Annotated in this window: 25 protein-coding genes; 9 read left to right on the top strand and 16 right to left on the bottom strand. The window is 56.7% G+C overall.

All coding sequences use genetic code 11. The features are described from left to right. Positions 1 to 5 precede the first annotated feature (5 nt). The 8 genes from R6V78_RS00870 to R6V78_RS00835 all read right to left on the bottom strand — a co-directional run bounded on the left by R6V78_RS00870 (position 6) and on the right by R6V78_RS00835 (position 8545). Positions 6 to 1256: a four-carbon acid sugar kinase family protein gene (locus R6V78_RS00870; RefSeq protein ID WP_410287427.1), complete on the bottom strand. Its 1251-nt coding sequence runs from the start codon at positions 1254 to 1256 to the stop codon at positions 6 to 8. 2 nt (positions 1257 to 1258) lie between these two features. Next, positions 1259 to 2542 (bottom strand): nickel-dependent lactate racemase, encoded by a 1284-nt coding sequence (larA, locus tag R6V78_RS00865; RefSeq protein WP_410287426.1) that lies wholly within the window; start codon positions 2540 to 2542, stop codon positions 1259 to 1261. A 5-nt stretch (positions 2543 to 2547) separates the two neighbouring features. Beyond that, complete coding sequence (locus R6V78_RS00860; RefSeq protein ID WP_410287425.1) at positions 2548 to 3825, bottom strand: TRAP transporter large permease; 1278 nt, start codon at positions 3823 to 3825, stop codon at positions 2548 to 2550. Next, positions 3822 to 4316: a TRAP transporter small permease gene (locus tag R6V78_RS00855; RefSeq protein ID WP_410287424.1), complete on the bottom strand. Its 495-nt coding sequence runs from the start codon at positions 4314 to 4316 to the stop codon at positions 3822 to 3824. The genes R6V78_RS00860 and R6V78_RS00855 overlap by 4 nt, the downstream gene beginning before the upstream one ends. 103 nt (positions 4317 to 4419) lie before the next feature. Beyond that, positions 4420 to 5427, bottom strand: coding sequence for a TRAP transporter substrate-binding protein (locus R6V78_RS00850; protein WP_410287423.1), 1008 nt, complete (start codon positions 5425 to 5427; stop codon positions 4420 to 4422). 60 nt (positions 5428 to 5487) lie between these two features. Further along, the gene (gene larA / locus R6V78_RS00845) at positions 5488 to 6786 is read right to left on the bottom strand and encodes a nickel-dependent lactate racemase (RefSeq protein WP_410287422.1); all 1299 of its coding nucleotides are present in this window, start codon (positions 6784 to 6786) and stop codon (positions 5488 to 5490) included. Positions 6787 to 6809: 23 nt separating this feature from the next. Then, positions 6810 to 7655, bottom strand: coding sequence for a 3-methyl-2-oxobutanoate hydroxymethyltransferase (gene panB / locus R6V78_RS00840; RefSeq protein WP_410287421.1), 846 nt, complete (start codon positions 7653 to 7655; stop codon positions 6810 to 6812). A gap of 95 nt (positions 7656 to 7750) precedes the next feature. Continuing rightward, positions 7751 to 8545: a DeoR/GlpR family DNA-binding transcription regulator gene (locus R6V78_RS00835; protein WP_410287420.1), complete on the bottom strand. Its 795-nt coding sequence runs from the start codon at positions 8543 to 8545 to the stop codon at positions 7751 to 7753. Between the two features lie 216 nt (positions 8546 to 8761). On the opposite strand from R6V78_RS00835, the gene R6V78_RS00830 reads away from it, so the two are divergent. From R6V78_RS00830 to R6V78_RS00810, 5 genes are all read left to right on the top strand, one after another. Next, on the top strand, positions 8762 to 9403 hold the full coding sequence (locus tag R6V78_RS00830; protein WP_410287419.1) for a YceH family protein: 642 nt from the start codon (positions 8762 to 8764) through the stop codon (positions 9401 to 9403). Between the two features lie 9 nt (positions 9404 to 9412). Continuing rightward, positions 9413 to 9655: a hypothetical protein gene (locus R6V78_RS00825; RefSeq protein ID WP_410287418.1), complete on the top strand. Its 243-nt coding sequence runs from the start codon at positions 9413 to 9415 to the stop codon at positions 9653 to 9655. A 152-nt stretch (positions 9656 to 9807) separates the two neighbouring features. Beyond that, the gene (locus tag R6V78_RS00820; protein WP_410287417.1) at positions 9808 to 10530 is read left to right on the top strand and encodes a flagellar brake protein; all 723 of its coding nucleotides are present in this window, start codon (positions 9808 to 9810) and stop codon (positions 10528 to 10530) included. A gap of 175 nt (positions 10531 to 10705) precedes the next feature. Continuing rightward, complete coding sequence (locus tag R6V78_RS00815; protein ID WP_410287416.1) at positions 10706 to 11023, top strand: YebG family protein; 318 nt, start codon at positions 10706 to 10708, stop codon at positions 11021 to 11023. A 9-nt stretch (positions 11024 to 11032) separates the two neighbouring features. Continuing rightward, positions 11033 to 11257, top strand: coding sequence for a YebG family protein (locus tag R6V78_RS00810; RefSeq protein WP_410287415.1), 225 nt, complete (start codon positions 11033 to 11035; stop codon positions 11255 to 11257). A 54-nt stretch (positions 11258 to 11311) separates the two neighbouring features. Here R6V78_RS00810 and R6V78_RS00805 read toward each other — a convergent pair whose 3' ends face one another. Then, positions 11312 to 11713 carry a hypothetical protein gene (locus tag R6V78_RS00805; protein ID WP_410287414.1) on the bottom strand — a complete coding sequence of 134 codons (402 nt, stop codon included), beginning with the start codon at positions 11711 to 11713 and terminating at the stop codon, positions 11312 to 11314. Between the two features lie 244 nt (positions 11714 to 11957). Between R6V78_RS00805 and R6V78_RS00800 the strand changes: the two genes are divergently transcribed. Further along, on the top strand, positions 11958 to 13613 hold the full coding sequence (locus R6V78_RS00800; protein WP_410287413.1) for a DEAD/DEAH box helicase: 1656 nt from the start codon (positions 11958 to 11960) through the stop codon (positions 13611 to 13613). A gap of 21 nt (positions 13614 to 13634) precedes the next feature. Here R6V78_RS00800 and R6V78_RS00795 read toward each other — a convergent pair whose 3' ends face one another. Genes R6V78_RS00795 through R6V78_RS00785 form a run of 3 tightly spaced genes read right to left on the bottom strand, consistent with a single transcriptional unit; the run spans position 13635 to position 17733 of the window. After that, positions 13635 to 15917 carry an ATP-binding protein gene (locus R6V78_RS00795; RefSeq protein ID WP_410287412.1) on the bottom strand — a complete coding sequence of 761 codons (2283 nt, stop codon included), beginning with the start codon at positions 15915 to 15917 and terminating at the stop codon, positions 13635 to 13637. Between the two features lie 24 nt (positions 15918 to 15941). Then, entirely contained in the window at positions 15942 to 17393 is a 1452-nt protein-coding gene (locus tag R6V78_RS00790) for a substrate-binding periplasmic protein (protein WP_410287411.1), read from the bottom strand. Between the two features lie 13 nt (positions 17394 to 17406). After that, entirely contained in the window at positions 17407 to 17733 is a 327-nt protein-coding gene (locus R6V78_RS00785; RefSeq protein ID WP_410287410.1) for a hypothetical protein, read from the bottom strand. Positions 17734 to 18021: 288 nt separating this feature from the next. Here R6V78_RS00785 and R6V78_RS00780 point away from each other — a divergent pair, with 288 nt between their 5' ends. From R6V78_RS00780 to R6V78_RS00770, 3 genes are all read left to right on the top strand, one after another. Beyond that, positions 18022 to 18219 (top strand): helix-turn-helix domain-containing protein, encoded by a 198-nt coding sequence (locus R6V78_RS00780; RefSeq protein WP_410287409.1) that lies wholly within the window; start codon positions 18022 to 18024, stop codon positions 18217 to 18219. 137 nt (positions 18220 to 18356) lie between these two features. Next, positions 18357 to 18644, top strand: coding sequence for a hypothetical protein (locus tag R6V78_RS00775; RefSeq protein ID WP_410287408.1), 288 nt, complete (start codon positions 18357 to 18359; stop codon positions 18642 to 18644). Between the two features lie 42 nt (positions 18645 to 18686). Further along, complete coding sequence (locus R6V78_RS00770) at positions 18687 to 21200, top strand: M1 family metallopeptidase (protein ID WP_410287407.1); 2514 nt, start codon at positions 18687 to 18689, stop codon at positions 21198 to 21200. A gap of 30 nt (positions 21201 to 21230) precedes the next feature. Here the strand turns inward: R6V78_RS00770 and R6V78_RS00765 are convergent, their stop codons facing one another. The 4 genes from R6V78_RS00765 to R6V78_RS00750 all read right to left on the bottom strand — a co-directional run bounded on the left by R6V78_RS00765 (position 21231) and on the right by R6V78_RS00750 (position 25945). Then, positions 21231 to 21866 (bottom strand): hypothetical protein, encoded by a 636-nt coding sequence (locus R6V78_RS00765; RefSeq protein ID WP_410287406.1) that lies wholly within the window; start codon positions 21864 to 21866, stop codon positions 21231 to 21233. Positions 21867 to 22074: 208 nt separating this feature from the next. Next, positions 22075 to 22767, bottom strand: a complete 693-nt coding sequence (locus R6V78_RS00760) for an arylesterase (RefSeq protein WP_410287405.1) — start codon at positions 22765 to 22767, stop codon at positions 22075 to 22077. Beyond that, positions 22760 to 25255 (bottom strand): ABC transporter permease, encoded by a 2496-nt coding sequence (locus tag R6V78_RS00755; protein WP_410287404.1) that lies wholly within the window; start codon positions 25253 to 25255, stop codon positions 22760 to 22762. Before R6V78_RS00755 ends, R6V78_RS00760 begins: the two co-directional genes overlap by 8 nt. Before the next feature lie 6 nt (positions 25256 to 25261). Beyond that, positions 25262 to 25945, bottom strand: a complete 684-nt coding sequence (locus tag R6V78_RS00750) for an ABC transporter ATP-binding protein (RefSeq protein WP_410287403.1) — start codon at positions 25943 to 25945, stop codon at positions 25262 to 25264. Between the last annotated feature and the right edge of the window lie 97 nt (positions 25946 to 26042).

Here is a 26042-nt window from a genome sequence, read left to right as displayed (position 1 = left end):
GCCCTCTATTCAAGAGAATTAACCAGTTGATTCAGGGTGTCGGCATGCCCGAATGCGCCGGCCTTGGTGACCACGTGAAGTCCGTTGTGCGGCCCGCCGACAAACTCGCCACACATCAACCCCGGCAGGATCTCTTCCCGGACCCGCAAGGCGCAAGCGCCGATCTGCTTCCAGAAGACCTCGGCCGTATCACCACCACACAGGAAAACCCCATCCACAGCCATGGCGGACAGCAGGTCAGCGGCCAACTTTGCCAATCCCCGGACCACCCGGTCGGGATTTTCGGTCGGTCCGGTCTCAAGGATCGGTTTGATACCCAGAATCAGGCCCCCGGCGTCCACCCTCCGGAAAACCTGTGCATCCCGCAAGGTTGACCCCCCAGGGGAGATCAAGTCCAGCGGGTCCATCGACAGGTGAACCCAGCCAGTAGAACGGGCCAGCATCGCGACTTGTTCCGCCAGCACCCGTGATGCCGAGCCGCAGACAAACAACCATTTTTTGATCCTTGGCCGGTCCGCTGGTACTAGGCAAGGCAGTTCCGGTGCCATCACCCGGGACAGGCTTCCGGCCAGACCGGCGGATCCAACCAGAAGCATATCTGCAAAGTGGTCGCGGGCAAGGCTGGCGACCGCATCCAGGTGCACCGTATACTCGGCATCGAAGGTAATGTGCCGGCAGCCTCGGCGCAATAGTCGCCGGACACGTTCCACCAGCGCAGCCGCCCCCCGTTTGATGCAGGCCAGATCGACATGCCCCACCGCCATGCGGCTTTGGGCGGACAAAAGGACCGATAGTCGCGATTCTCTGACCGGACACAGGGGATCGCGTCCGATTTCGCTTGCGGCGACCGGCACCCGGTTGATTAGATGAAAGTCGTTGACAGTGGTGCGCCCCTGCTGGGGCAAAGCTGGAGCCACAAAGCTGCCGGCTGCACCTGTTTCCTGGACAAGGGCATCGATTTCCGCGCCCAGGTTTCCCCGCAGGCAGGAGTCAATTTTTTTATACACCACGCCTGGTTTCAGGCCGCGGATCTTTCCGGCTGCCCGGCGGACGATTTCGGCCGCCGCCCCCGGTTCGGCATGGCGTGTATTGGTAAAAACGGCCACCCCTGCGTTGTGAATAGGGCTGGCAGTCAGTTCTCCATCAAGGACCCCGACTAGAAGAACCGGGCCTACTGTCGGGCAGAACTGAACCCCGGTATCGGCGGCACCGGTGATGTCATCGGCAATGACGGCGATGTAAAGGCCGCTGTGCATGATTATCCGAGGGACTCGAAGGCCGGGATAGGCAGCATGTCCGGTGCGTGGGTCAACACGCTCAATCGTGCATCAGGACCCTGGCGTCGCAAGGCTTCGGCGACCGCCGCGTCGATGCTCGCTGCGTGGGTGTGCCCCAGGCGGACCTTGTCGGCAGCGGGAATGCCGGGAGAAAACATGATCACCGAGGCCTTCTCCCTCACCATGGCCCAGGCGGTGGCCAGCGCAGCCGCGACGCCATTTGTGATCCTGCCTTCACGATAGGCGGACTTGATTTCCTCAGAGGGCCAGGCAGTGAAATCAAGCAGGTCGGTGTGCACCGGGCTGACCCCTTCAGGGGCCGGTGTGCAGACAATAATGGTCCCGCCGGGGCGAACCATCCGCTGGGCGGGATACTGGGATTTGTGGGACTGCCAGAAATCCAGATCACAGGGATAGGAATTGGCCAGAACGATGTCCGGCGTTTCGTGGTAGGCCACCCCGTATATCTTTTTTGCCAACTCCACACCGGCCCTGAAAGCCGCGCGCATGTCGCCGAAATAAACACCAACAACACCACCCTGGCTGTCCATGACGACGTTGAAAATGGTGCGCATGCCCACCCGGTCAGCCATATCGTCCATATCCCTGCGCACCGGGTTGGCGGCAATGCCCAGCAAGGAGTCCCCGCCGCCGCTGCAGGAGAGCATATGGGTTTCCGCCGTTGTACGGGCACCGCAGACCCCCGGCTGGATGATCTTTGAGGAGCCCGAGAATCCCGGAATGTGATGGGGGACGATGGATCCGAGGCCGATCACGACATCCGCTTCGGCCACGGCACGGTTGACCAAAAGCGGGGTTCCCTGGCTGGAGGTGCCCAGGTCCACCAGCGCATCGGGATCCCGCCATTCGTGATTGAAGACCCGGATCCGCCGGAAAACGCGTTCACCTACCTTGGCTTCCATCTCGGCGTCGGTCATATAGCGGTGGGTTCCCAGCGCCATGATACAATTGATCCGGTCGTCCGGGATGCCGGCTGCATTCAGCCGCTCGAGCAGCGGCGGCATAATTCGGTCTGCCGGCGTCAGGCGGGTATTGTCGTCGCTGACAATGATGACCCGGTCGTCCGGTTGGACCCACTTTTCCAGCGGTTCCTGGTCGATCGGCGCATTCAGGGCGGCCTTGATCGCGCATTCCAGATCGCTCAGGGGCACCGACGGCCTGGGACTCAATATCTCAGCCAGGTTGCGATCGGGTACGCCGAAGGTTGCCGGTTTGCCGTCAAAGGGGATGGTCACAGTGGCCATGGGCGTCAATCTCCATAGAGGTTCGGGACAAACATGACGATGTCGGGCACATAGGTCATCAGCAGCAGAACCCCGATCATAACCGCCAGAAAGGGCGCGATGTACCTGATAATCTCAGTCAGCTGAATCTGGGCGATGTTGCACGAGATAAACAGGCAGATTCCCAGCGGCGGCGTGAGCATGCCGATGGCCAGCGCGGTAACCATGATGACGCCGAAATGCACGGGGTCAATACCGAACTGCTCGATAACCGGTAAAAAGACCGGCGTCAGAATGATCAGCGACGCCGATGTCTCCATGAATGTCCCTACCACCAGCAGGCAGGCAAGAATAAGCGCATAGAGCACCGCCGGCGAAGTCGTCAGGCTGACCAGATAGGCGGCCACATTCTGCGGCACCCGCTCGGCCGTCAGGATCCATCCGAAAATATTCGCCGTGGCGATGAGCAGCATCACCGTTGAAGTGGAGATGGCGGCTTTGGCGAAAATTTTGGGCAGGTCGCGGATCCTGAGTTCACGGTAGACCCCGAAACCGATCACCGCACCGTAAACGGCGGCCACCACGGCCGCTTCGGTGGGAGTGAAGATGCCGCCCAGAATGCCGCCTAAGATAATCATCGGCATCAGCAGTGCCCAGAAGGCCCCGAAGAAGGTTTTCCCGATGGCCTTAAACCCCAGAAAGTTTTCCCGTTCGTACCCGGCGCGCCTGGCCAGAAAATAACTGACCGCCATCAGGCTGCCGCCGATCAATGCACCGGGGATAAATCCACCCAGAAACATTTTGCCGATCGATACGCCGCCCACGACACCAAAAATGATCATGGGGATGGAAGGCGGGATGATGACGCCGATGGATCCACCGGCAGCCTGGACAGCGGCGGCAAAACCTTTGTGATACCCTTTGCGGATCATGGCCGGGATGGACACCGCTCCCACCGCGGCCGTATCCGCGGCGGCAGCACCCGAAATACCGGCGAAAAACATGGCTGCCACCACGGCGACCATGGCCAGGCCACCGGAGACGAATCCCACCAGCGCATGGGCGAAATCAAACAGGCGCCTCGAAATCCCGCCCGACTCCATCAACTCGCCGGCCAGCATGAAAAAGGGGATGGCCATCAAAGGAAAGGAATCGGCACCGGTAAACAGCCGCTGTGCAGCCAAGGTCAGGGGCAGGCTGGAGGCGAACTGCAGGGTTGCCACCGATGCCACCCCTAAAGAAAAGGCGATCGGCACACCCAGCCCGAAACAGATCAGCAGGGAAACGAACAATATGGCGGTCATATGCGCACCTCCCGGTCCAGGGACCGGTTTTGGAGGGCGGCCACCATGATGCGCAACGAGTTGATCAACATGAAAATCCCGCCCACCGGCACCGCCATGTAAGGGTAGCGCATGGAGATGTGCATGGAGGGGGATTCTTGAAACTGGATGATCCCTAATATCTTGAAACCCCAATAGATAATCATGACAAGAAAAATCTGTATGATCAGATTGACCAGCACAATCACCCACCGGTAGACTTCGGGAGGCAGGAGCTTGTCCATCAGATCGATACCCAGGTGAACCTGGTAACGAACCCCGGCGGCGGCACCTAAAAAGGAGATCCAGACAAACAGGTAGCGCCCGGCTTCCTCGGACCAGGAGAGGGGATCGTTCAGAATAAAACGATACCAGACCTGGGCCGAAATGATGACAACCATCCCGGCCATCAACAGGGCCAGAAACCAGTTGATGCAACGGTCCATGATGTCGAAAAATGTTTTCAAAAACACGACTGTCACCCTTTACGCGAGGTTTTTGCCCAACCAGGGTATCAAGGCGGCCCGGCCCGGCCGGTCCGCGCCGGGCCGCCTTGTTGATTTTTCTTCCGGCTTATTATTGGGCTGCAGCAATGGCTGCATCAATCAGTTTTTGACCCTCTTCGGCGTTGCCGCCCCCGATGGCTTTGATGACCGACGGATTGCTGTAGACGGAGGCGACGGCCTTGGCAAACGGCGCCTTGTCCGGATGGGTGACCGTCATACCCTCTTTTTTACATGCGGCTTCCAGCTCTTGATCAGCCTTGAGAGACAGCTGACGTTCAAAATCGCGGGCCTGAACAGCCGCATCGGAGACGATTTTCTGCTGTTCGGGGGTCAGCTTCTGCCAGGTCATCTCGCTGATCAGCAGCACCGCCGGAGAGTAAAAATGGCCGGTCATGGCGAGGTACTTCTGAACTTCGAAAAACCGTGACGAGTGGATCACGGCCAGGGGGTTTTCCTGGGCGTCAACGGTTTTCTGCTCCAGTGCGGTGTATAGTTCGCCGAACGCCATGGGCAGCGGGCTGGCGCCCAAAGCCTTCATGGTCAGAATGAAGACGTCGTCCTCCATGACCCGGATCTTAATGCCTTTCATGTCTTCAGGACTGTTGACGGCCACTTTGGAGTTGGTGATGTTGCGAAAACCGTTTTCATACCACCCCAGGGAGCGGATGCCTACCTTGACAAAACGGTCGGCGATCTGGGTGCCGATTTCACCATCCAGGACGCGGTAGCAGGATTCACGGTCCTTGAAGAGAAACGGCAGGTTGAACAGCTTGACCTGAGGAACGAAGTTGCCCATGGGGCCGGTTGAGGTCAGGGTCATTTCCAGGGATCCGAGCTGCAGGCCCTCCACCATGTCGCGTTCAGACCCCAGCTGGGAGGCCGGAAACACCTGGACTTCGATTTCACCGGCGCTCTTTTCCGCAACGATCTTTCCAAAATGCTCGGCCGCCAGGTTATAAATATGGGTCGGCTGAGTCGAAGTACCGCATTTGAGGACGATTTTGGCGTAACTCGCCGGAGAAACCGCCAGGATGAAAAACAGTGCAAACAGGACAACCATCAACCGTTTCTTGCGCATGACTACCTCCTTGATGTGAAAATACGTGTTTAATCGCCGCGGCCGCTCATCCTCCGGGCATCATTTTCCGAGGATCGGAAAGGTATTGGCACCTTGTGGCATGACCGTTATCTTTGGCACGCTGCTGCCACACTTCTTGTATGCAATTTCAAGGGCCTCCTCGATGGTCGCCACCCCTTGGACCCCGGCCTTGCGCGCCAGTTCGATATTTTCCTTCCGGGTCACCATGACAATATCCCCCTGCTGGGCATACTCCAGCTGCCGCACTGCCACCCAGCCCGAGATCAGAAAGTTGGCCCGCACCGCCTTCTCCAATTCCAGAAATGTGGGGTGATTGAACCAGTCGAAAAACTCGCTGGGTTCCTTGATATCCGGACACTCCGCCAGGAGGATGACCGTGCCGCCCGGCTTCATGGCGTAGACCGCATTATCGATGGTCTTTTGGGATTGGTAGAGGTTGATATCCTTGGGGTAGCCGCCTGCCGAGGCGATGACAATATCGGCCTGCTCCTGAATTGTCACCCCGAAAATGTCATCCACCAGCCGGGTAGCCGCCTGCCAGGCCGAAATCCAATTGCCTGCAAAAATGCCGGTAATGTCGCCATCCAGATTGGGCACCACGTTGACGATAAAGTCGGGCTTGAGAAATGCGGCCGCTTCCACCATGTCCTCGTGGGCCGGATTGCCGGTGGTCTTCATGTTGGCAGCCAGGGGGTTGGATCCTTTGCCGACAGTCTTCGCCATGGCCCACATGTGGCTTTGCTGAATGGTCTTCAAAGAAGAAACACCCGGCAGGACGCTTTTGCGCCCGCCCCCGTACCCAACCATGTAATGGTAGATAACGCCGCCGGTAAGAATCACGCGGTCGGCCTCAGCCACCACGCGGTTCAAGGACACCTCCGTTCCCCGGCTGGTCTTGCCGTAGTAGACCATGTTTTCACTGTCCCACGCGTTGTTGTTGACCACCCGGACGCGATGGCAGACCGATTCGCTGCACAGCTCGGCAAACTCCTCGACTGTGTTCTGGCGGTGGGCGCCAACGGCGATGATGACCGTAATGGCCTCATCCGAGATGCCGGCTTCATTCAGGTAGTCGATCAGGATCGGCAGCGTGAGATCATTGCGCTGCCAGCCCCGGGTGATGTCGCTGACCGTGATGGCCACGGTCTCGCCCGGTTTGGCAATTTCGCGAAGCGGGGGGCTGTCGATGGGATGATCCAGCGCGTTTCGATAGGCGACAGCCAGGTTTTCAGGCGGTTGGCGATTTCGCCCCACGAGCTCGTAAAGCAGCTGCGCTTTTGGAATGGAGAATGTCGTCGTCCCTTTGCCTATTTTCAGGGTAAAATCTATTTTTTTCATTTTTTATCGATTCTGCAGGTGTTTCATTTGGACCAATCCGCTTCCAGCTTGGCGGCTTCTCCATCCATCATCCGGTAGACATGCTCATCGCCCGGGAAGGTTCCCTTGCGAACATCATCAATGTAGGCGGCGAAAACCTTTCGGTATTCTTCGGCGACATTCCCGTAGCGCTTGACGAATTTGGGTGTGAACGCCTGGAACAGCCCCAGTATGTCTGAACAGATCATCACCTGCCCGTCGCAGTCGCCGGCACCGATACCGTAGACCGGAATGGGCAGCTGGGTGCAGATGACCTGGGTGACCTCGGGTGGAACCCCCTCCACGAGAACGGCAAACGCACCCGATTCATAAACCGCCCTGGCATCCTCGACAATTGCCTTGGCGCTTTCGGCGGTGCGTCCCTGTGCCCGGAAGCCACCCATGGCACCGGAACTTTGGGGCGTGAGCCCGACATGCCCCATAACCAGCATGCCGCCGTCGCAGATGGCTCGGATGACTGATGCCACACGCGTGCCGCCTTCCAGCTTGATGCAGTCAACGCCGGCTTCCTTGTGAAACCGGACAGCATTGCGGCAGGCATCTTCAACACCGACCTGATACGCGCCGAAAGGCATGTCCCCGATGACGAACGTGTTGGGCGCGGCGCGGCGCACGGCTTCGGTGTGGTAGATGCATTGGTCCATGGTGACGGGAACGGTCCCCGAATACCCGTAAACAGCCATGCCCAGGCTGTCCCCAACCAGCAGCATGTCCATACCCGCCTCTTCAGCCAGCTGGGCGGTGACATAGTCGTAAGCGGTCACCCAGACCGCTTTTTGGCCTTCCGATTTCATTTTCTGAAGATCGAAGCGTGTCAGTTTCTTTTTCAATCTGATTGCCCTCCGTTGGTGATTATATTTTTTTGTCTGGTTGAAACACATCCACAGTCGACGGCAATCCATCGGTTGCGTTGTCCATCTTTATCTTATGCGAGGGTGACTTTGGCGCCCTTTTCTTCCAGTTTTCTGTAGATCCAGGCGGGCAGGGCGCGATCCGTGATGATTTCAAATTTATCATTGACGTCAAACGCCTCAAAGAAGGCGACATGTCCGAATTTGGCGGCATGGGCCAGTACGAATACCTGTTTGGCGGCCGCTGCCATGTAGCGTTTGGCATACGCGACGTCCAATGAGGTGTCGCAACACGACGACCCGTTGATGGCATGAATTCCCATCAATGCCACATCCACGTGCAGGTTTCGCAGAAAACTCGTTCCCGGTTCACCGATCAGGGTGAAGGATCCCGGGCGGAGAGACCCCCCGGTGACCAGCAGATGAATCGATGGGTTTCCGGCAAGCAGTTCACCGATTCGAATATCGTTGGTGACCGCGGTGAGTTTCAACCCTTTTTCGACAACCTGATGTGCGGCTTCATATACCGTAGAACTGGAATCGAAAATGACGCTCTGGTTGTCCTGCAGCTTTTCGGCGGCCATTCTGCCGATGGTCGTTTTTTCGTCTCGGGCAATTCTGGAAGCAATGTGATGGTCCGGTTCGAAAGTCGTGCCGGGTGTTGTCTTTATTGTGGCGCCACCGTGACTGCGCTGAACAGCGCCGGTTTTGGAAAGCCAGTCCAGGTCGCGACGAATCGTCGGCAATGAAACGCTTGTGATGTCGGATAGCTCATGAACGGAAATGACTCCCTTTTGTCGGATCAGCTCGAGGATCAGGTTGCGGCGTTGGGCGGGAATGATGTCTGATCTCTCTTGCGCAACCGTCATTGATAGAAATCCGTGGATTGAAAAGTTTTTCGTGAAAACAATCATAAACAGTCATAAAAAGTCAATAAAAAAAACAAACGAAAATCATCGCCGCCTGCCCGGCAAACCGTTCCGATGCGAAAAACCCTTTGATCCTTTTTTGAAATGGATGCATTATGGCAGTTTGACAGCGTCCTTGAACACGGACTGAAAAACAAACCCGAAAGGAACCCTGGAATGGAAGGCGTGCTCAACGATCGGGAAGCCCGGGTGCTGGGCTGCCTCATGGAAAAAGCCATGACCACCCCGGATTACTACCCCCTGTCTCTCAACGCCCTGGCCAATGCCTGCAACCAGAAGTCCAATCGGCATCCAGTGGTGGATTGGGACGAAACGATCGTTCAGGATGCGCTGGACGACCTGGAAAAAAAAGGCCTGGTCAACTGCAGCATGGTTGGCCGGGTGCCCAAGTATGAGGAGACCTTCACCCGAAAGTACAATATGGTGGCATCCGAATCCGCCGTGCTCTGCGTGCTGCTGCTCCGCGGCCCCCAGACGCCGGGTGCAATCCGCAGCCGCTGTGACCGCCTGCATGCCTTCGACAGCCTGGAGGCATTGCAGGAAACGCTGAACCGAATGGGCGAATGGGGCCAGGTCCGCCGGCTGATGCGGCTGCCCGGCCACAAGGAGTCCCGATACATGCATCTGCTTTCCGGTGAGCCGGATGAGGCAACCAATACACCTGTATCGACAGATCCGTGTCCGGTCTTTGCTGATCTGGATCGGCTGGAGCGATTGGAATCCGCAGTCCAGGCCCTGAGCGGCGAAGTGGCGGACCTCAAGGCCGCTTTTGAATCCTTTCGCAACCAGTTTCAATAAGGAGTCGCCATGAAGAGATGGGCCAGCAGGATTTTGAGAATTTCCGTGCTCGTTTTCGCTGTCTGCGCGCCGCTGTTGGCCGGCGGGTGCGAAGGGACGGACACCCGGAACCAGGTGGATGACGGCGTTGCGGAAATGGCCGGAAAAAACGACCTGGAACGCTACAAACAGATGAAAACGGATCTCAACGCGGTTCAGACGCGGCAAACAGAAAAATATCGCCAGTTGAACGATAATCCCGACGATGAATAAACCGCTTCGATGGCATGCCAAAACCGACAAAAAAACCACTGCCCCATGCGCCTATGTCTGTGTTAAAGAATCTGCAGTGATGGCCGAAGATAAAAAAAGGGCTGTTAAATTAAGTTGAAAACGACGGGTTCGCAGAAAAAGGGCCGTTGAACATGGGGGACGCCGTAAAGGTGCAGGGCAAGAAACTGGTTGTCCTGTTCAATGAACTGATTGAAAAAAAGGTCATCATTTCCATGAATGTGGTCGGTGCCGGGTTCGACAGGCTCACCTGCATCACCGGATTGCTGGAAGGCCCCGACGGCAATTACCTGATTGTCGACCCCCCCGAGGATTTCCGGGAAGCTGCCGAAAGCAAGGATCTGTGGCACCTGCGGTTCAACTTCAACGGAACGGATAAGCTGGAGTACATTTTCAGCACACAGGGCGGTGAATTTGACAGTTATGGACTGAAAATTCCCTTTCCCGAACATGTGGAACGGCTGCAGCGCCGCCGTAATTTTCGCGTCAATGCGTTGACCGGGACCCGCATGCATTTCCAATTGAAGAAGATCCAGGGCATCATCGACCTGATCAATGTCGGCCTCGGAGGGGTCTACGGCGTCCTGACCAAACACAATTTCAAATTCATGCGCGGACCGGTGCTGAAAATGGACCAGCAGGTCTACGATGTCAGCCTGGTATTCCCGGGCTATCCAAACAGACCCGGCGACACCGTTTACGTAAAGAAGGCCGAGGTCAAGCGGGTCGAACACGACAAAGAGCGGGGATATTACCGCTATGCATTCGAATTCAAGCAAATGGAAAAAGAGGAGCAAAATAAACTCACGCAGGTGATCTATGACCTTCAGCGCTGGTATCTCCAGCACCGGAAGTAAATTCCCATCCGCTAGGCCCAGCGACCAATTGCCGGGGCGCTGCATCGCCATCGTCCGTCAAGCTTTGTGTTGAACCAGACAAGGATATGATTCGGAACCACCGCCGTTAAAAAAGTGTGGCGGCCAGACCCACAGCATTGATGAGGAAAATCGACAAACCAAAGGAGTGTCAACCATGGCTGTTATAACCAAGTATGTGGTGGTCCGAAAGGGAGTGGAACTGGATAAGGAGTTCCGGATCAAAAAAGAGGCCGAGGCCTATGACCAGATGCTGGACGCCGCAGAGAACCTGTCCGCCTATATCCGGGATGCCGGGCTGGATATCGATTTAGACGCTGGGACCATCGACGCCATTTCGGTTTTTCTGGCCAAAAACGGCCCGGAGGTCACCCGTATTCTCAAAGGCCTGAAACCGGTTGCGCCGACGGCCAAAGCCACATCTGGCGAGGACAAGCCAACGCCCGCAGCCAAGGCGAAACCCAAAGGCAAATAACCGCTTTCCATGGCCGTCATTTCCAAAAAAGAAGCCGATGCATGGGACCGCGTGCTTGATGCCGCCGCGGAACTGTCCGGCCTGATCGAATCCAGCGGAATCGCGATCGACGAGGACGATCTTGAAGAGCTGACCCTCTTTCTGGCCATGCACGGACATGCTGTGCGCAGCATCCTGAAAAATCTGAAACAGAGGTGGCCGATATATCCGAATGCGCATGCGACAAAAAGTTAGCCCGGTGTCAGCGATCTTTTGCTGGACCTGAAAACCGGCAACAATAAAAGCCTTCTATTCGAATTCCGGCGGTCCGGTCTGGAGCACCCATTTTTCCTGACCTTCCTGGTAGCGCCACAACTGATTATACTGCATTTTCTTGACCACATACCGGTCGAGAAAATAGTAGGCCACTTCAACCGTCTGGGCGACTTCGCGCTTGTCATCCGCCACGTTGACCCCGAGAACATCATAGCTGACCAGCTTTATATTCTCATATTGGCCTAAACACGCTTTACGCAGCATGATGGACGGATCGACATGCTGGCAGGCGGCGTTGTAATCCGACAGACGCATGGCGGTTTCATAGGCATCCATGGTTCGGCCGTATGCCTCCATTTTGGCCTGTTCCGAGATGGTCGCACATCCCATCGACAGGCAGCAGAAAACAGCGGTCGCGACGATCCGGTTTATCATATGATTGACCCTTTTATGGTTTGCGTTGGGGTTACCGGTTAACATAAAAACGAACAATATTCCACCAGTCAAATAATGATTGCTAAAACCAGTTGACAAGACTATAAGCCGCCTCAATGGTAACGCCGCCGCACGTCGGTCTCCCATCGGTTTCGACCGGCAATCGGTATCAATTTCAAAGCGAAATAGCCGCCCGGATTGAGCTGGGCGGCTATTTTTATGCTGCATATAAGGAAGACATCAGATGGATTTCAAAACAATAGGTATCCGGGTCGAACTGCTGCAGGCCCTTGAGGCGTTGGGGTTTAAAAAGGCGATGCCGATTCAGGCAGCGGCCCTGCCCGAGCTGCTGAATGGAAGTCGGGACTTTATCGGCCTTGCCCAAACCGGCACCGGCAAAACCGCCGCGTTCGGCCTGCCCTTGCTACAGCGGGTCGATACCACCCAGAAGCGTTCCCAGGCCGTGGTGCTTTGCCCCACCCGCGAGTTGTGCCTGCAGATTACCGATGACCTGAAGCGCTATTCCCGCTACCTGCCCGGAATCCGCGTGGCAGCCGTCTATGGCGGAGCCAGCATCGCCCAACAGATTCACCAGCTGCGCGGCGGCGCCCAAATCGTCGTCGCCACACCCGGCCGTCTGATCGATCTGATACAGCGCCGGGCGGTCAATCTGTCGCACATTGCCTACTGTGTCTTGGATGAGGCCGACGAAATGCTGAACATGGGTTTTCAGGAGGATATCGACCGAATTCTCGAACGGATGCCGGCCGACCGTCAAACCTGGCTGTTCTCGGCAACCATGCCGCCAGGCGTGGCGGCCATTGCCCGGGATTACCTCGACAACCCGCACACGGTTTCGCTGGGCGGCCCCAACCACAGTGCCCCGAACATCACCCACAGCTGCTGCGTGATGAACGAGAGGCACCGCTATCAGGGGCTGAAACGAATTATCGACTTCACACCCGGAATTTTCGGCCTGATTTTCTGCCGCACCCGCAAGGAGACCCAAACCGTAGCCGATTCCCTGATACAGGAGGGCTACCGGGCCGATGCCCTGCACGGGGACTTGAGCCAGGCCCAGCGTGACCTGGTCATGCGCAAATTCCGCCAGCAATCCATCCGGATCCTGGTGGCCACCGACGTGGCCGCCCGCGGTCTGGATGTGGACGCGATCTCCCATATCATCCACTACAATCTGCCCGATGGTCCGGAAACTTACACCCACCGCAGCGGTAGAACCGCACGGGCCGGTCGTTCAGGCATCTCCATCGCCCTGGCCACCCCCCGCGAGGTTGTCCGTCTGCGGGCGATTGAACGCGCCAACGCCATGCGATTCGAATTCCGGAAATTTCCGGACAGTCGGGCTGTCTGTGCAAAGCAGCTCGAAGATTTTGCCGACCGAATCATTGACACACCGGTGGACCGGGAGGCTTTTGCCGATTTTCTGCCCTCCGTCAGCAAGGCGCTGGCGGCTTACGACCGGGAAGAATTGATCCTGCGTTTCATGGCCGTCGGCTTCAAGCGATTCCTGGAAGACAACCGCGAAGGCAAGGGCATTGATGCAATGGTGCAGCTGCCAGCCGGCAGGCCGTCCGGCGTTTGCCGCAAAGAACGTGCAAGCGCTGGGGGTGCCCGACGCTTTTTCATCAACGTTGGACACCTGGATAAAATCAATGCAGGCGCCATCGTTCGCCTGGTTTGCGACCATTCCGGTATCCATTCCCATCAAATCGGCCGGATTGAACTCAAACGCGAATTCTCGTTTTTCGAAGTTGTCCAGGGTGCCGCCGACAAAGTCAGGCATAAACTCAAAGACGTGCAGTTCGATGGCCGCCGGGTCCAGGTCCGCGATGCCGAATACAAGAAACCCCAGAGCAGGCATGACCGGCGTGCGGCTTGAAAACCGCTTGGGAAAAGGTCATCATGCTTTCAACGCATCTCTCACCGCCCTGGCAATGGTGTCCAGCCGATAGGGCTTTTTCACATAGGCGGCGGCACCCAGTTTCCGAGCCCCCTGCACCCGGTCCGATTCTGAGAATCCACTGGTAATCACGGCTCGCTGGCCGGGATGGATGCGGATAATGCGCCGATAGGTTTCCAGGCCATCGATGCCGGGGTCCATGATCATGTCCAGCACCAGCAGGTCGACCCCGTGCTCCTTGACATAATCAACAGCGGCTTCGCCACTGGAAACACTGGTCACATCATAGCCCAACCGGGTGAGCATGACCGTGGCGACCTCCCGCTGTTCCTCGACATCATCCACAACCAGAATCCGCTCACCTGCGCCTTGCAGCGTCTCAACAGTTTCCGGTTCACTGGCCTGAATGCGGTGCTCTTTTGTGGATGGCAGGTAAATGGTGACCGCGGTACCTTGCGCCGGTGTGCTCTGGATATCGATATAACCGTGGTGATCCTTGACCGTGCCCCACACCACAGCCATACCCAGGCCGGTGCCGCTGCGTCCCATCACTTTTCTGGTATAGAACGGCTCGAAAATCCGGTTGATGTCCCCGTCTGAAATACCGATGCCGGTGTCGCTGACTTGCAGGACCACATAATCCCCCTCTTCGGCATCATCGTAGCCTTTAATGGGTGTGTCGATGTAACGATTCTGGGTTTCGACACGGATGACGCCTTCATCCATCGTCGCTTCTGCGGCGTTTGAAATCAGGTTCATCACGGTTTTGGTCAGGTGCAACGGAGAGCCGGAAATGTCGAAAAGGTCGTCGGCCAGGTCCAGCTCCATTCGAAACCTCGGGTGATGAACCCGCAGCATTTCATATTCAGGGCTTTTCAGGTATTCACGGACCACGTGGTTCAGGTCGACAAGCTCTTCGACCGACACCCCCCGGCGCGCCAGGGTCAACAAATCCTGGACAATGTTGGCGGCACGTTCGCCGGACTGTTGGATGGTGCGGATGGGTTTTTGCAGTGGGCTCTCTTCCGGCAGGTCCATGAGGATCAGCTCCGGGTAGCTGACCAGGCCTGACAGGACGTTGTTCAGATCGTGGGCCACACCTCCGGCCAGCATGCCGATGGCTTCCATTTTCTGAGCCCGCTGGAGCTGGTCCAGGAGGCGCCTCTTTTCCGCCGCCGCCGTCATCTGCTCCGTGATGTTCCTCACCATGGCCAGGGCCAGGTCGTCCGATACAGCCACAAGCCGGCATTCATAGTAACCGATCTCATCATTGACCCGAAGGTCATACTCGAACACGCGCACGGCCATGTTCTTGAAGGTTCGGGTAAGCTGCTTACGGAAAATCCGGGCAATATGGCCCGGAAGGACCTGCTCAATTTTTCGTCCGATACATTTTTCGGCGGTTAGGGTCAGGTCTTCCACTTCTCCACGCACGTCGATGAACCGGCCGTCGCGATCGAACTGGAACATGATATCGGGAATCGCATCGAGGATTGCCCGGGTGCGGGCTTGACTCTCTCTGATTTTTTCCTCGCCGCGTTTGCGTTCGGCCACCTCTTTTTGCAACGATCGCTCGCGCGCACGGATCTCGTCGGCCATCTTGCTGAACCGTCGGGCGATATCGGCCAGCTCGTCGTGGCGAACCTCATCGAATCCGTAGTCATAGTCTCCCCGGGCCACCCGGTCCATCCCCTGACGAAGGATCGCCAGCGGCTTGCGCATGAGCACGCGCAATACGATTCCCGTGGCAATGACAATAACCACCAGGGATACCGCCAGAACCATGACGGCTGCGTTGCGCAGCCATGTCAGGTCCCTGCGATGGGCGTCCAGGGAGAGTGAGAACCGGGCCTCGCCGATCTGTCTTCCAGTGTGAACCACCGGCACCGTCCGGACGATCTGGTTTGCGGATGCGTTGCGACTGAATTCATAGTGGGCGGTCCCCTCCACGTCATGGATGATAATGGATGTGACCAGATCGTTGCGGGCAAATCCCTCTCCGATCCGTTTAATCTGTTCATCATCAAAATCCCAGATCGGGACCGCCAGCGTTTCAGACAGGTTGACGGCATACTCATCCGCCTTGGCCTGCAGCTGGCGGTACAAATAGTCTGCCTGCCGGTTGTATATCAAAAAGAGCAGAACCCCCTCCACCAGCAGCACCAGCATCACCAGGCTGATAGCCAGTTCAATGGAGATGGAGCGATGATTCAGCGGTCCAATCCCTCGGTGATTGAAACCCGCTAGCAGGGATTTGAGGGAAGGGTTTCTTTCTGGACTCAAGCGCGGCCCCCTGTGAACAGGCTGTTAATCCGGATCATAGTTGTATGTCCGGCAGATCCCCTGGTAGCTGCCGTCTGCCTTCATTTCAGACAAAACTGCCTGCCACAGCCGGATGACATGGAGAGGGGTTGTTTTTGAAAATGCGATATAATTGCCCACCGTATGAAAGGCGTAGGCCAGCTCCAGCTGGTCTGGAGAGACACCGGCCTGATGGGCCAGGTGGGGAATGTTAAAATCCGAACTGACCCACAGATCGATATCGCCCCGCTGGAGATGCATCAGGTTGGTTATGTTTTTATTGGTGGAGACCAGGTTCTTGAATCCGGATACCTTCAGATATTGCATCTTGGCATCCTGGTGGTAAGTGCCGATGCGCCCAACCTTTTTGGCCGCTTCGAGATCCGCGACCGCGATACCGGAGCCTTTCCATCGGTAAAACCCCCAGCGCTGCAGATAAAGCGGCCCCACCCAGTGGAAATGGGGTTCACGCTGGGGCAGTCGGGTCGTTGAAAAAATGGCTGCACCGGCATTGGATTGAGCCACTTTGAAGCCCCTGGCCCATGGCACCAGTGATACTGGTTGAGTCTGGCCGATCCGTCGAAGGATTTCCTGGACAACATCGGCGGACAATCCCCTGATCCGTCCATTTTCTTCATAGGAGGAGGGTGGGGAATCCTCCGTATATAACTCGAGGGGGTATGGTATGATGGGGCGGTTTTGGCCGTCGGACATCAAAATGGCTTCCGACGGAAGCCATTTACGGGTCAACCACCAAAAGGTACCGTCAGCTTTCATCTCATCCAGGGTTGCCTGCCACTGCTTTACGATGGCCGGTGACGTTTGTTTGGATATGGCAATATAGGAAACGTGCTGCTGGTATGTGAAAACTTCTTTGATTTCCTGCGGGTCAATTCCGGCTTTGCGGGCCACGTTGGGAGCGCCGATATTGTCGAAAAACCATAAATCAACTCGTCCTGATACCAACTTGAGGATATCGCTCTGTGGGCTGTTTGAACTGTCCAGGTTATTAAAACCTAAAGATTTGAGGAGTTGTTCCCTGAAATCGTCCTTATAGGTGGCAATGGTGTCCACCTGTTTCGCCGCTTCCAGGGAAGCGATGCGGCGCGGGTCGCTTTTCCGGGCATAGAATCCCAGCCGAACGGTATAAAGCGGCCCAACCCAATGAAACAAGGACTCTCTTTCCTGTGTACGGGCGGTGGTGAATAACACCACATTGGGTTCGCCAAGCAGTCGCTTGTACCCCCGGCCCCACGGCATAACGGCAATGTCATCTGCCATATGCAACCGTCGGGTGATTTCCCGTACCACCTGGGTGGTAACGCCCGTCAGCGACCCACCGTCGCTGTAATTGAACGGAGGGAATTCTTCGGTGATAAGGGTCATGCCGGCAGTTGCCGGACAGGCCACGGGATGGAGAAGAATCACCATAACTACGAACAATGCGGTGCGATTCATAAGGGCTCCCGGATCAAGACAACGTTTCCTTTTCGGAAAGTTCCGACAGATTAATCTCGTGTTCACCCGTTTTTTCAATTTTCAACGCCCGGTTCCGGAAATCGCCGGCGTCAATTTTGGCCTTGACCCATCGATGCCAGGTCTCTTTGCGGGAGGCGACAATTGCATTGAAATCCTCGGATGGATCGAACCGGGCCAGGGCATCATCCACGATCCAGACGCAATAGTTGCATTTTTTCTCGTGACCTTCAACAACCTTGAAAAAATAGCGCAGTGTTTTACTTCCAGGCTTCAAGCCTTCTTGGATCTGAAAGTTTTTGTAGGTCCATGTGGGTTGCATTTCATCCTCCTTTGCGTACGGGTATTTGAATTCTGAAAATAAGAATACGATTTTGATTTACAACCTGCAGGCCGTGCTGCGCAGCAGCGCAGGGATGATATTCGACTTCCAGTTTGTCGGCCAACCCCGCCGCATGCAGCGGAGACTGCGCCCGCTGTCGCGGCACACGGTATCGGGTTGAAGCGTCCACCCGCAGAGACCGCAGGCAATGGCATGCCGATCTGCTTGCAACTTCCGGGATGATGCTTACCATGCCAACAAAACCAAACACCTGTATAGGATGCTGAAATGACAGCCGACAACCGTAACCATATACAAGTACCGGTAATGACGGTGAGTGAAGCGGCCCGATTTATCGGCGTGGGCAAAAAAGTGGTCTACCAGCTGATTGAATTTGATGAAATTCGCGCCGTGCGTGAGAATGGCAAAGTGATGATTGACCGGAGCAGCCTGGAGGCGTTCCACAAAAGCGGCAAACGGCCCTGAACCGGATTTGATTGGCGGGAGTTGACAACTTGAATGGTCCGCCTGCAGTTGCGCCGGGTTGTGCGGCGTGGTAGGAAGGGATTAAACCGTGCTGATCGATCAACCCTAAACCGGGGTTTTCCCGGGCAGGTGCCATCTTGATTGCCGCAGATTTTACGATACTGATTGTTATGGCCATCGCAGCGGTCATCGCCGCCGGCTCCTTTGCAATCATCGCCCGCTACCTGTTCGACCGCGGGCTAGCGGATCCGAACGCACTGGCACCGAACATCATGGTTCTGTACAGAACCTATCTTGCGCACACAAAAAAAGAGACTGGCCGGATCGGCAGGGTATTCTGGTTCCACAGCATATCCGCGGGGATATTCATCTCCACCGGCGTCGTATACGCGCTTGGTCGTTGGATTCTACCCCACATAGGCTAAACCCTTTCCCGCAGCGCTTAACAAAAATATCTGGAGATCCGCATGCACGCTCCCATTACACCGATTGAATATAGGCTCACCATCGAGCCGGATCTGGAACGTTTTACCTTTATGGGCCGGATGACCCTTGCCGCCAATGCCCGTGAACCCATCCTCACCGTCACTCTCGATTGTGTGGAACTGGCCATCCGCCAATGCCGGCTTCAAGGGAATGACCCCGATGAAAACCACATTGATTGTCCGTTTTCCCAGGATCAAGCCAGCGAGAGCCTGATCATCCATCTGCCCGAAACCCTTTCCGGACCCTTTCAATTGATCGTCGACTATAGCGGCAAAATCAACGACCACATGACCGGTTTCTACCGCAGCCGAATCAACGCGGATCAGCCCCCTGATCATATTGCCGTCACTCAGTTTCAGGAAAGCGATGCCCGAAGGGCATTTCCCTGTTTGGATCATCCCTCGCAAAAAGCGATTTTCAGGGTCGCGATGGTCATCGTCAACCATCTGACCGCCATCTCCAATACCGACATCCAGGAAATCACCGAACGCGCGGATGGTCGCCAGCAGGTCACCTTCAACCCGACCCCAAAAATGTCCACCTACCTGCTTTTTTTCGGGGTCGGCCCTTTTGAAATCCACGTGGATACCGTCGACAAACGTGTACGCGCCGTCTGCCTGCCGGGAATGGGAAGCCAGACCGCCTTCGGCCGTGAATTCGCACGCAAAGCGCTGGCTTACGGTGAAGCCTACTATGCCATTGCCTATCCCTTGACCAAGATGGACCTGATCGCTGTGCCCGATTTTGCCTTCGGTGCCATGGAAAACTGGGGGGCGATCACCTTCCGGGAAAACCTGCTGTTGAATGTGTCCGGCACGACTTCAAGGGAAGCCCTGGGCCGAATCTGCGAAGTCATTGCCCATGAGATCACCCATCAATGGTTCGGCAATCTGGTGACCCCTGAAGCGTGGAAATATCTCTGGTTGAACGAAAGTTTTGCCACCTACTTCGGTTACCACATGGTCGACCACCACTATCCCGAGTGGGAGGTCTGGCATCAGTTTATCAGAAGCCAGACCGAGACGGCCCTGGCCCGGGACGCCTTGAACGAAACCTTTGCCATCGAAATGCCCGGTGACGCGCAGGTAGCCATCACCACCAGCACGGCGCCGATCATCTACAGCAAAGGGGGCAGCATCCTGCGACAGCTGGAGGCATGGATCGGGCCCGACCATTTCAAAGCGGGGCTGAGGCGATATCTGACGGACTTCGCTTATGGCGTCGCTGCAAGCAACCACTTGTGGGAATCGCTGACAGCCGCATCCGGCATGCCGGTGGACGGACTGATGCGCAACTGGGTCACCCAGCCGGGCTTTCCCATGATTACCGCCGCGCGGATAGACAACACGCTTACCTTGACCCAGGCTCGTTTTACCTGCCTACCCAATGATGCAGTGCAGACATGGCTGGTTCCGATAACGATTTCCACCTACTCCCGGGATGGGTCGGCGCATCGCCAGACGGTGCTGCTTGAAAGCCAGCAGATCCAGGTTTCCCTGCCGCCGGACACCATGGCTTATAAGCTCAATCCCGATCAAACCGGATTTTACCACGTCTGCTACAAGGATGAGGACAATCTACAGCGGCTCTTCGCCATGGCCAACAGCCGCCAATTGCCGCCCGTGGATCGATGGGGCCTGCAGAACGATCTGTTTGCGCTGGTCAAAGCCGGACACGCCCCCATGGGCGCCTTTCTGGACATGGCCGAAAGCTTTCGCGGCGATCCGGCCTACCTGCCCCTTTCCAGCCTTGACAACCATCTATTTGAAGCGTTTCTGGTGTTGCGGGGAACCCTTCGGAGCCGGACCGCCCAGACGGCCGAAACCCTTATGAACACGGCACTGGACGCCATCGGTTGTCTGCCTGGTCCGGGGGAATCGCAGACCACGGCGATGCTGCGCGACCAGATTCTTGTCCACGGTGCCTTGATCGGCAACCCAAAGGTTCTCGATTCACTGACCGATCAATTCAATGCATTCTTGAAGGGTGCCACAATCCCCCCCGATGTTTTCAGGGGTGTAATGACCGCCGGTGCGATTTTGGCTGGCCGGCCGGCATTAAAAGCCATGCTTCAGCGTTTCGAATCGAGTCGGGCCGAGCATGAACGCATGACACTTGCCGCAGCGTTGGGCTGTTTCAGCCAATGGCCCCTGCTGGAAGAAGCCCTGAGCTTCACCCTGGAAAAGATGCCTGACCGGATCCGCTTTGTGCCGCTGGTATCGGCCGCCGGCAATCCGGCCGCGACAGATCGCCTCTGGCCCTGGTTTGAGACCAATTTCCAGCACCTTGAGCACATGCATACCCTATTATTCGAACGGGTGGTAGCCGCTTTCGTACCCGGTCCCGGCCTGCATGACCCGGATCGCACCAGCGCTTTCTGCAGACACTTAAAACGCAAAAACCCCCGATTGAAAGATGTGCTCGCACTCTCCCTGGAACGGTTGGAAGTCAATTCCCGTTTTCGACAACACGCACATGACCCCCTGGCTGGCTAAACCGTCGTTGTGTGCCGGTGCCGACCGGGGTCAGCGCACAATAAGCTCCTTGAAGGCGGCCATCTCGCCTTCCAGTCTGGCTGGATCCTTGAAACTGGGAAAAGGGCGCTGCCGGCTATCCGGCATGGGGCTGCGCTGCGCATCGGTTAGATCCAGAATACCCTTGGTGAAACAAAAAGCCCCGTATCTGACAAAACCGTATCCTCCAAGCAAAGGCAGTTCGTGCTTGAGCCCGTCCAGTTGACCGATTCTATGCCTGCTGACGGGTGTGATGCCTTCCTGGGTGAACAACTGGTTCACCAGATAGACGATGGGGGTTATATCCATCGGCGATTTGCAATAAATCGTTGCGAATTTGCCCTTCACCTCACCCACAAAGCTTTCATATAATCGTTTCGACGCCGCATACTTGTACACCAGGCCTGAAGGGGCCATGCGTTCTTCAAACAGTCGGAGGGCGGGCAGGGTTTTGGAGTAGTCGCCGGGATAGATGGACAGATGAAGTTTCCAACCGCCAACATACCACTTGTCTTTTTTGCGCATCTCCGCGGTTATCGCACAGCTCGTCGACACCCGGAAGCGGAATGATTGCGTGAGCGCATCCCGATGGCGCATGACCGCTTGGTAGTCGGTTGCCCCGAAGGATCTGATGGTATGCCATGCCACGGGTGATAGACCTCCTTTGTGAGGGTACCCGGTGAACCATGATGAATTCTGTATCATATCCCGAGGCAGATGAATAACCTTTCATCTGCCTGGAAAAGCCCGGATTCCCAGATCGACCCTGCCGACGACACGATGCATCCGCTTGGTGGAAATGGCAGATTGAATCCTCCCCACGGGAAGCAGCGGGGACTGCGCTCGCTGTCGCGGTTCACATGGCCTCGTGCCGCTCGATGGCCGTAATGACATACGGCAAGACCGTCTCCACGATGCGGGCATAACCCTCTGCCGTGGGGTGCATTTTGTCCGATTGATTGAGGCTGGGCATGCCGGCCACACCTTCCAGGAAAAAAGGGATGAAGGGAACTTCATGTTTTTCGGCAATCTGCGGATAAATCTTTGAAAACTCCCGGGTATAGTCCGGGCCTAGGTTGGGCAGCATATGCATGCCGGCCAGGATGACCTGGATGTTTTGGTCGGTTAACGTGCCGACCAGCCGATCCAGATTGGCTTTCAGCAGATCGGTGTCCAGGCCCCGCAGGCCATCATTGGCACCGGTTTCCAAAATGACGATGTCCGGTGCCAGGTTGGCGATCACCCATCCGATGCGCGCAAGGGCGCCGCTGCTGGTCTCGCCGCTCACCCCGGCGTTGATCACCTGGTAGTTATACCCTTTGGCCCGCAACCGGCGAGCCAACTGGGCCGGATAAGCCTGGTCCTCGGCAAGGCCCAGCCCGGCGGTCAGGCTGTCTCCAACAGCTACGATGGTCCCCGCGAATGGCGACACAGACAGTTGGGGTGTTGTGACGGCCTTTTCTGCCGGCTGCTCCTGACTGCATCCGGTCAGGGACAAACCCATGACGATCAGCAGCAAGGTCGACATTTTCAGCAGGCGTCTATCCATTTTGTTGCTCCCTCAGGTAAGTAACCGGTTTTTTGGCCATGATCGACCGCGAGGCGGTCATACCCACCCCCACCACCAGCAAGACGGTCAAACCCACCATGGCCAGCGATGTGGCGAAAAAGGGCTGATAGCCGATATCGAATTTTATCCTGCAGACCCAATAGGCACCTGCCTGAGCCATCAGCAGGGCCATGACACTGCTGAGCAGACCGATCATCACGTTTTCCAGAGCAAAGACAGTCCGGACAAAATGCCTGCCGGCGCCCAGGATCTTGTAATAGACCGACTCCACCACCCGCTCGGCCCGGGTGGCGAATATCGCGCTCACCAGGATCAGGATCCCGGCCGCAATACTGAATAAACTGAAGAGGCGCACGATCCGCGACAGGCGCGCCATCATCCGGGCAAAGACCCCGATGGTCTGGGTCATGTCGATGACACTGATGTTGGGAAACCGGGAAACAATTTGGGTTTGCAGCGACCCCATCTGGCCGGGAGCCACCCGCAGGGAGGCAAACAGCGTCTGCGGCGCCTGGGCCAGCACCGCGTTCGGAAAAACGAAGTAAAAAAAGGGGCTTAAGGATCGGTTGTCACGTGTGCGGATGCTGGAAATGCGTGCGGTCAAGGGTACTCCCTGGATCTTGAAGCTGATACGATCGCCGATTTTCATCTCACGCATCTCAATGACCGTATCCATGACCGAGACCTGGGGCTCAACCCAGTCGCTTCGAAAAAGCGAATCGCCTGCGATCAAGGTTTCATCGTCCAGCAGGAATTCCCGATAGGTCAGGTTGAAGACCCGCGACAGGTTGTCGCGTTGTTTTTGACCCTCCCGATCGCGGTCGATGGCTTTGGCGTTGATTGCCGTGATCCGGGCGCGAATAATGGGATAAAATTGAACCGGACGGTTAACGGCGGATTTAAATGCCTCGGTCTGACCGGGCTGGATGTCCACGAAAAAAACATTGGCCGAATCGGCGGGGAAGGATTGAACAAACGTGGCCGTCAGGTTCTTTTCGATGAGATGGTTGCCGAAAATCACGGCCAGGGAAACGGTTAGCGTTATCATGACCGACCGGGTGGCATTGCCCCTGCGAAACAGACCCTTGATGGACTGGCGCAGGGCCAGATGACGAACCGGCAGGCGCTTGATCAGCCACAGCGCCAGCTGGGATAGGATGCCCGCAGCCAGGATCAGTGCGGTGATGGCACCGACAAAATAAAACCCAAAACCAATGTCGCGCATGTGCCACAGCACCAGGGCAAGGAAAAAAATCAGGCTCAGGATCGCGGAAAGATAATAGGGCCAGCGCGTTGCCCCGGAGGACGGCAGGCGGTTAAAAATCACCACCGGACGCATCTCCCTCAACCGGTAGAGCGGCAGGAAAGAAAACAGGGCCACCACGAAAGCCCCCAGTACAATGGCTTCCACCACCCCGGACCAGGCGATGGTCAGGCCCAGATAGTCCGGCAGAAACGGTGACAGCATCCAGGCCAGGATCCCTTGAAGCGCCAATCCGGCCAGGATGCCCACACCGGTTCCCATGGCGCCCAGAAACATAACCAGCCGCATGAAATGCGTGTTGATGAATCGGCCCGTGGCCCCCACAGCTTTCATGACAGCGATGGTGCGCTGTTTTTCGTTGAACAGGGCCGTGAGGGTGCTCTGAATACCCAGCCCGGATACGATCAGAATGAAAAGCCCCACCAGTTTCAAAAAAAACAGGAAATTGTTCAAAAACCGTTTAACGGCCGATCCGGCGGTAAGGTGGGTGTCAATTTGTTCCCCGTCGAATCGGGATGCTTGCTTCAACTGGTCGGCAATGGCGTCCACCTGAAGCGGGTCCAGTACCTTGAGCAGCACAATCCGCCGGATACGGCTGCCGGTTCCCATCAGGCCCAATGCATCAAGATCTGAATCGTGGATGAACACGCGTGGACCCAGGGTGAACAGGTCCAAAGGCCGGTCCGGTTCTGCCGTGACCACGTCGGCAATCGACAAGGTAGCGTAACCCACCTGCATGGATGATCCCACCGCAAGGCCGGTGCGATCCAGCAGGCTCTGCTCCACGATGCAGGCGCCGGGTACCAGCACCTGCTGGAAAGGGCGACCCGACTTCAAGGTGACCTGGCCGTAAAAGGGATAGTTCGGTTGCACCACTTTCAGCCTGGACAGCACCGAAGCGTCATGGTCGGCTGCCCGCACCACGCTGTAGAATTCGTGAACGTTGGCACCCTCGATGCGCCCCTGATCCACCAACCGCCCGATGGCCCGGGTCAGTGGAGCGGAAATAGGGTCATAGGATTTTATAATAATGTCGGCTGCATGCAGGCTCCGGGCGTCATCGATCAGGGCACGACCCACACTTCTGGCAAATCCGGAAAAGGCTGTCAGGGTCGTCAGAGACAGGGCTACGCAAAGAACAAAAAGGGCGGACTGACTGGATGAGCGCCGCACCTGGCGAAGGATGGTTGGCATATGACGCATGGGCAGCTAGCCTTCCAGGAGTCCGTCTTTAAGGGTAAGCACTCGGTCGGCAGCCCGGGCGATTTCCGGGTTGTGGGTCACCAGCACGAGGGTGGCGTCCTGTTCGTTTTTCAGCTCGATGAGCTGGGTCAGCACCATTTTACCGTTCTCCGAATCCAGGTTGCCGGTCGGCTCGTCGGCAAAAAGCAGTTTGGGGCGATTGATCAGGGCCCGGCACAGGGCAACGCGCTGCTTTTCACCCCCGGAGAGCTGGCTGGGACGGTTGTCCGCCCGGGCAGACAGGCCCACGCGCGCAAGCAGCTGCCCGGCGCGCAAATCCGCATCCATATCGCCCCTGAGTTCAGCCGGGAACATAATATTTTCCTTGGCGGTCATGAACGGCACCAAATGGAAGGATTGAAACACGAAACCAATGGTCCGATTGCGCAGCGGCGCCAGCTCCTCCTCGGAAGCACCGGTGATATCGCGGTCATCGATGAACACCTGGCCCGATGTGGGATGATCCAGCCCTGAAAGCAGCGTAAGCAGGGTGGTTTTACCGCTTCCGCTGCTGCCGGCGATGACAATGAACTCTCCGCGCTCGACGCTAAAGGATATATTTTCCAATACGGTGATGTCGCGGTGATCCACCCTGTACGATTTGGTGATGTGTCGCGCTTCCAGCAGAGCCATGGCGGTTGTGTCTTTCAAGATTTGAAAAGCCCGTGAAGGTGCGCATCGGGCTTATACGTAATCACAGGGCGGATCATCGCCCTTAACAAATGCACCCTAGAAGGACGTTTGACAA

The organism is Desulfosarcina sp., assembly GCF_046496365.1.
In the GTDB taxonomy this organism is placed as follows: Bacteria; Desulfobacterota; Desulfobacteria; order Desulfobacterales; family Desulfosarcinaceae; genus Desulfosarcina.
The sequence above is the reverse complement of the archived record's forward strand: the minus strand, read 5'-3'. Positions and strand labels throughout refer to the sequence as shown.

What these genes read in the sequence shown, in the direction of transcription:
- R6V78_RS00790 (WP_410287411.1), bottom strand. Translation starts at nt 17,393, where the DNA reads ATGAATCGCACCGCATTGTTCGTAGTTATGGTGATTCTTCTCCATCCC.
- R6V78_RS00835 (WP_410287420.1), bottom strand. Translation starts at nt 8,545, where the DNA reads ATGACGGTTGCGCAAGAGAGATCAGACATCATTCCCGCCCAACGCCGC.
- R6V78_RS00805 (WP_410287414.1), bottom strand. Translation starts at nt 11,713, where the DNA reads ATGATAAACCGGATCGTCGCGACCGCTGTTTTCTGCTGCCTGTCGATG.
- R6V78_RS00770 (WP_410287407.1), top strand. Translation starts at nt 18,687, where the DNA reads ATGCACGCTCCCATTACACCGATTGAATATAGGCTCACCATCGAGCCG.
- R6V78_RS00815 (WP_410287416.1), top strand. Translation starts at nt 10,706, where the DNA reads ATGGCTGTTATAACCAAGTATGTGGTGGTCCGAAAGGGAGTGGAACTG.
- larA (WP_410287422.1), bottom strand. Translation starts at nt 6,786, where the DNA reads ATGAAAAAAATAGATTTTACCCTGAAAATAGGCAAAGGGACGACGACA.
- R6V78_RS00870 (WP_410287427.1), bottom strand. Translation starts at nt 1,256, where the DNA reads ATGCACAGCGGCCTTTACATCGCCGTCATTGCCGATGACATCACCGGT.
- R6V78_RS00755 (WP_410287404.1), bottom strand. Translation starts at nt 25,255, where the DNA reads ATGCGTCATATGCCAACCATCCTTCGCCAGGTGCGGCGCTCATCCAGT.
- larA (WP_410287426.1), bottom strand. Translation starts at nt 2,542, where the DNA reads ATGGCCACTGTGACCATCCCCTTTGACGGCAAACCGGCAACCTTCGGC.
- R6V78_RS00810 (WP_410287415.1), top strand. Translation starts at nt 11,033, where the DNA reads ATGGCCGTCATTTCCAAAAAAGAAGCCGATGCATGGGACCGCGTGCTT.
- R6V78_RS00780 (WP_410287409.1), top strand. Translation starts at nt 18,022, where the DNA reads ATGACAGCCGACAACCGTAACCATATACAAGTACCGGTAATGACGGTG.
- R6V78_RS00860 (WP_410287425.1), bottom strand. Translation starts at nt 3,825, where the DNA reads ATGACCGCCATATTGTTCGTTTCCCTGCTGATCTGTTTCGGGCTGGGT.
- R6V78_RS00825 (WP_410287418.1), top strand. Translation starts at nt 9,413, where the DNA reads ATGAAGAGATGGGCCAGCAGGATTTTGAGAATTTCCGTGCTCGTTTTC.
- R6V78_RS00850 (WP_410287423.1), bottom strand. Translation starts at nt 5,427, where the DNA reads ATGCGCAAGAAACGGTTGATGGTTGTCCTGTTTGCACTGTTTTTCATC.
- R6V78_RS00800 (WP_410287413.1), top strand. Translation starts at nt 11,958, where the DNA reads ATGGATTTCAAAACAATAGGTATCCGGGTCGAACTGCTGCAGGCCCTT.
- R6V78_RS00785 (WP_410287410.1), bottom strand. Translation starts at nt 17,733, where the DNA reads ATGCAACCCACATGGACCTACAAAAACTTTCAGATCCAAGAAGGCTTG.
- R6V78_RS00830 (WP_410287419.1), top strand. Translation starts at nt 8,762, where the DNA reads ATGGAAGGCGTGCTCAACGATCGGGAAGCCCGGGTGCTGGGCTGCCTC.
- R6V78_RS00760 (WP_410287405.1), bottom strand. Translation starts at nt 22,767, where the DNA reads ATGGATAGACGCCTGCTGAAAATGTCGACCTTGCTGCTGATCGTCATG.
- R6V78_RS00820 (WP_410287417.1), top strand. Translation starts at nt 9,808, where the DNA reads ATGGGGGACGCCGTAAAGGTGCAGGGCAAGAAACTGGTTGTCCTGTTC.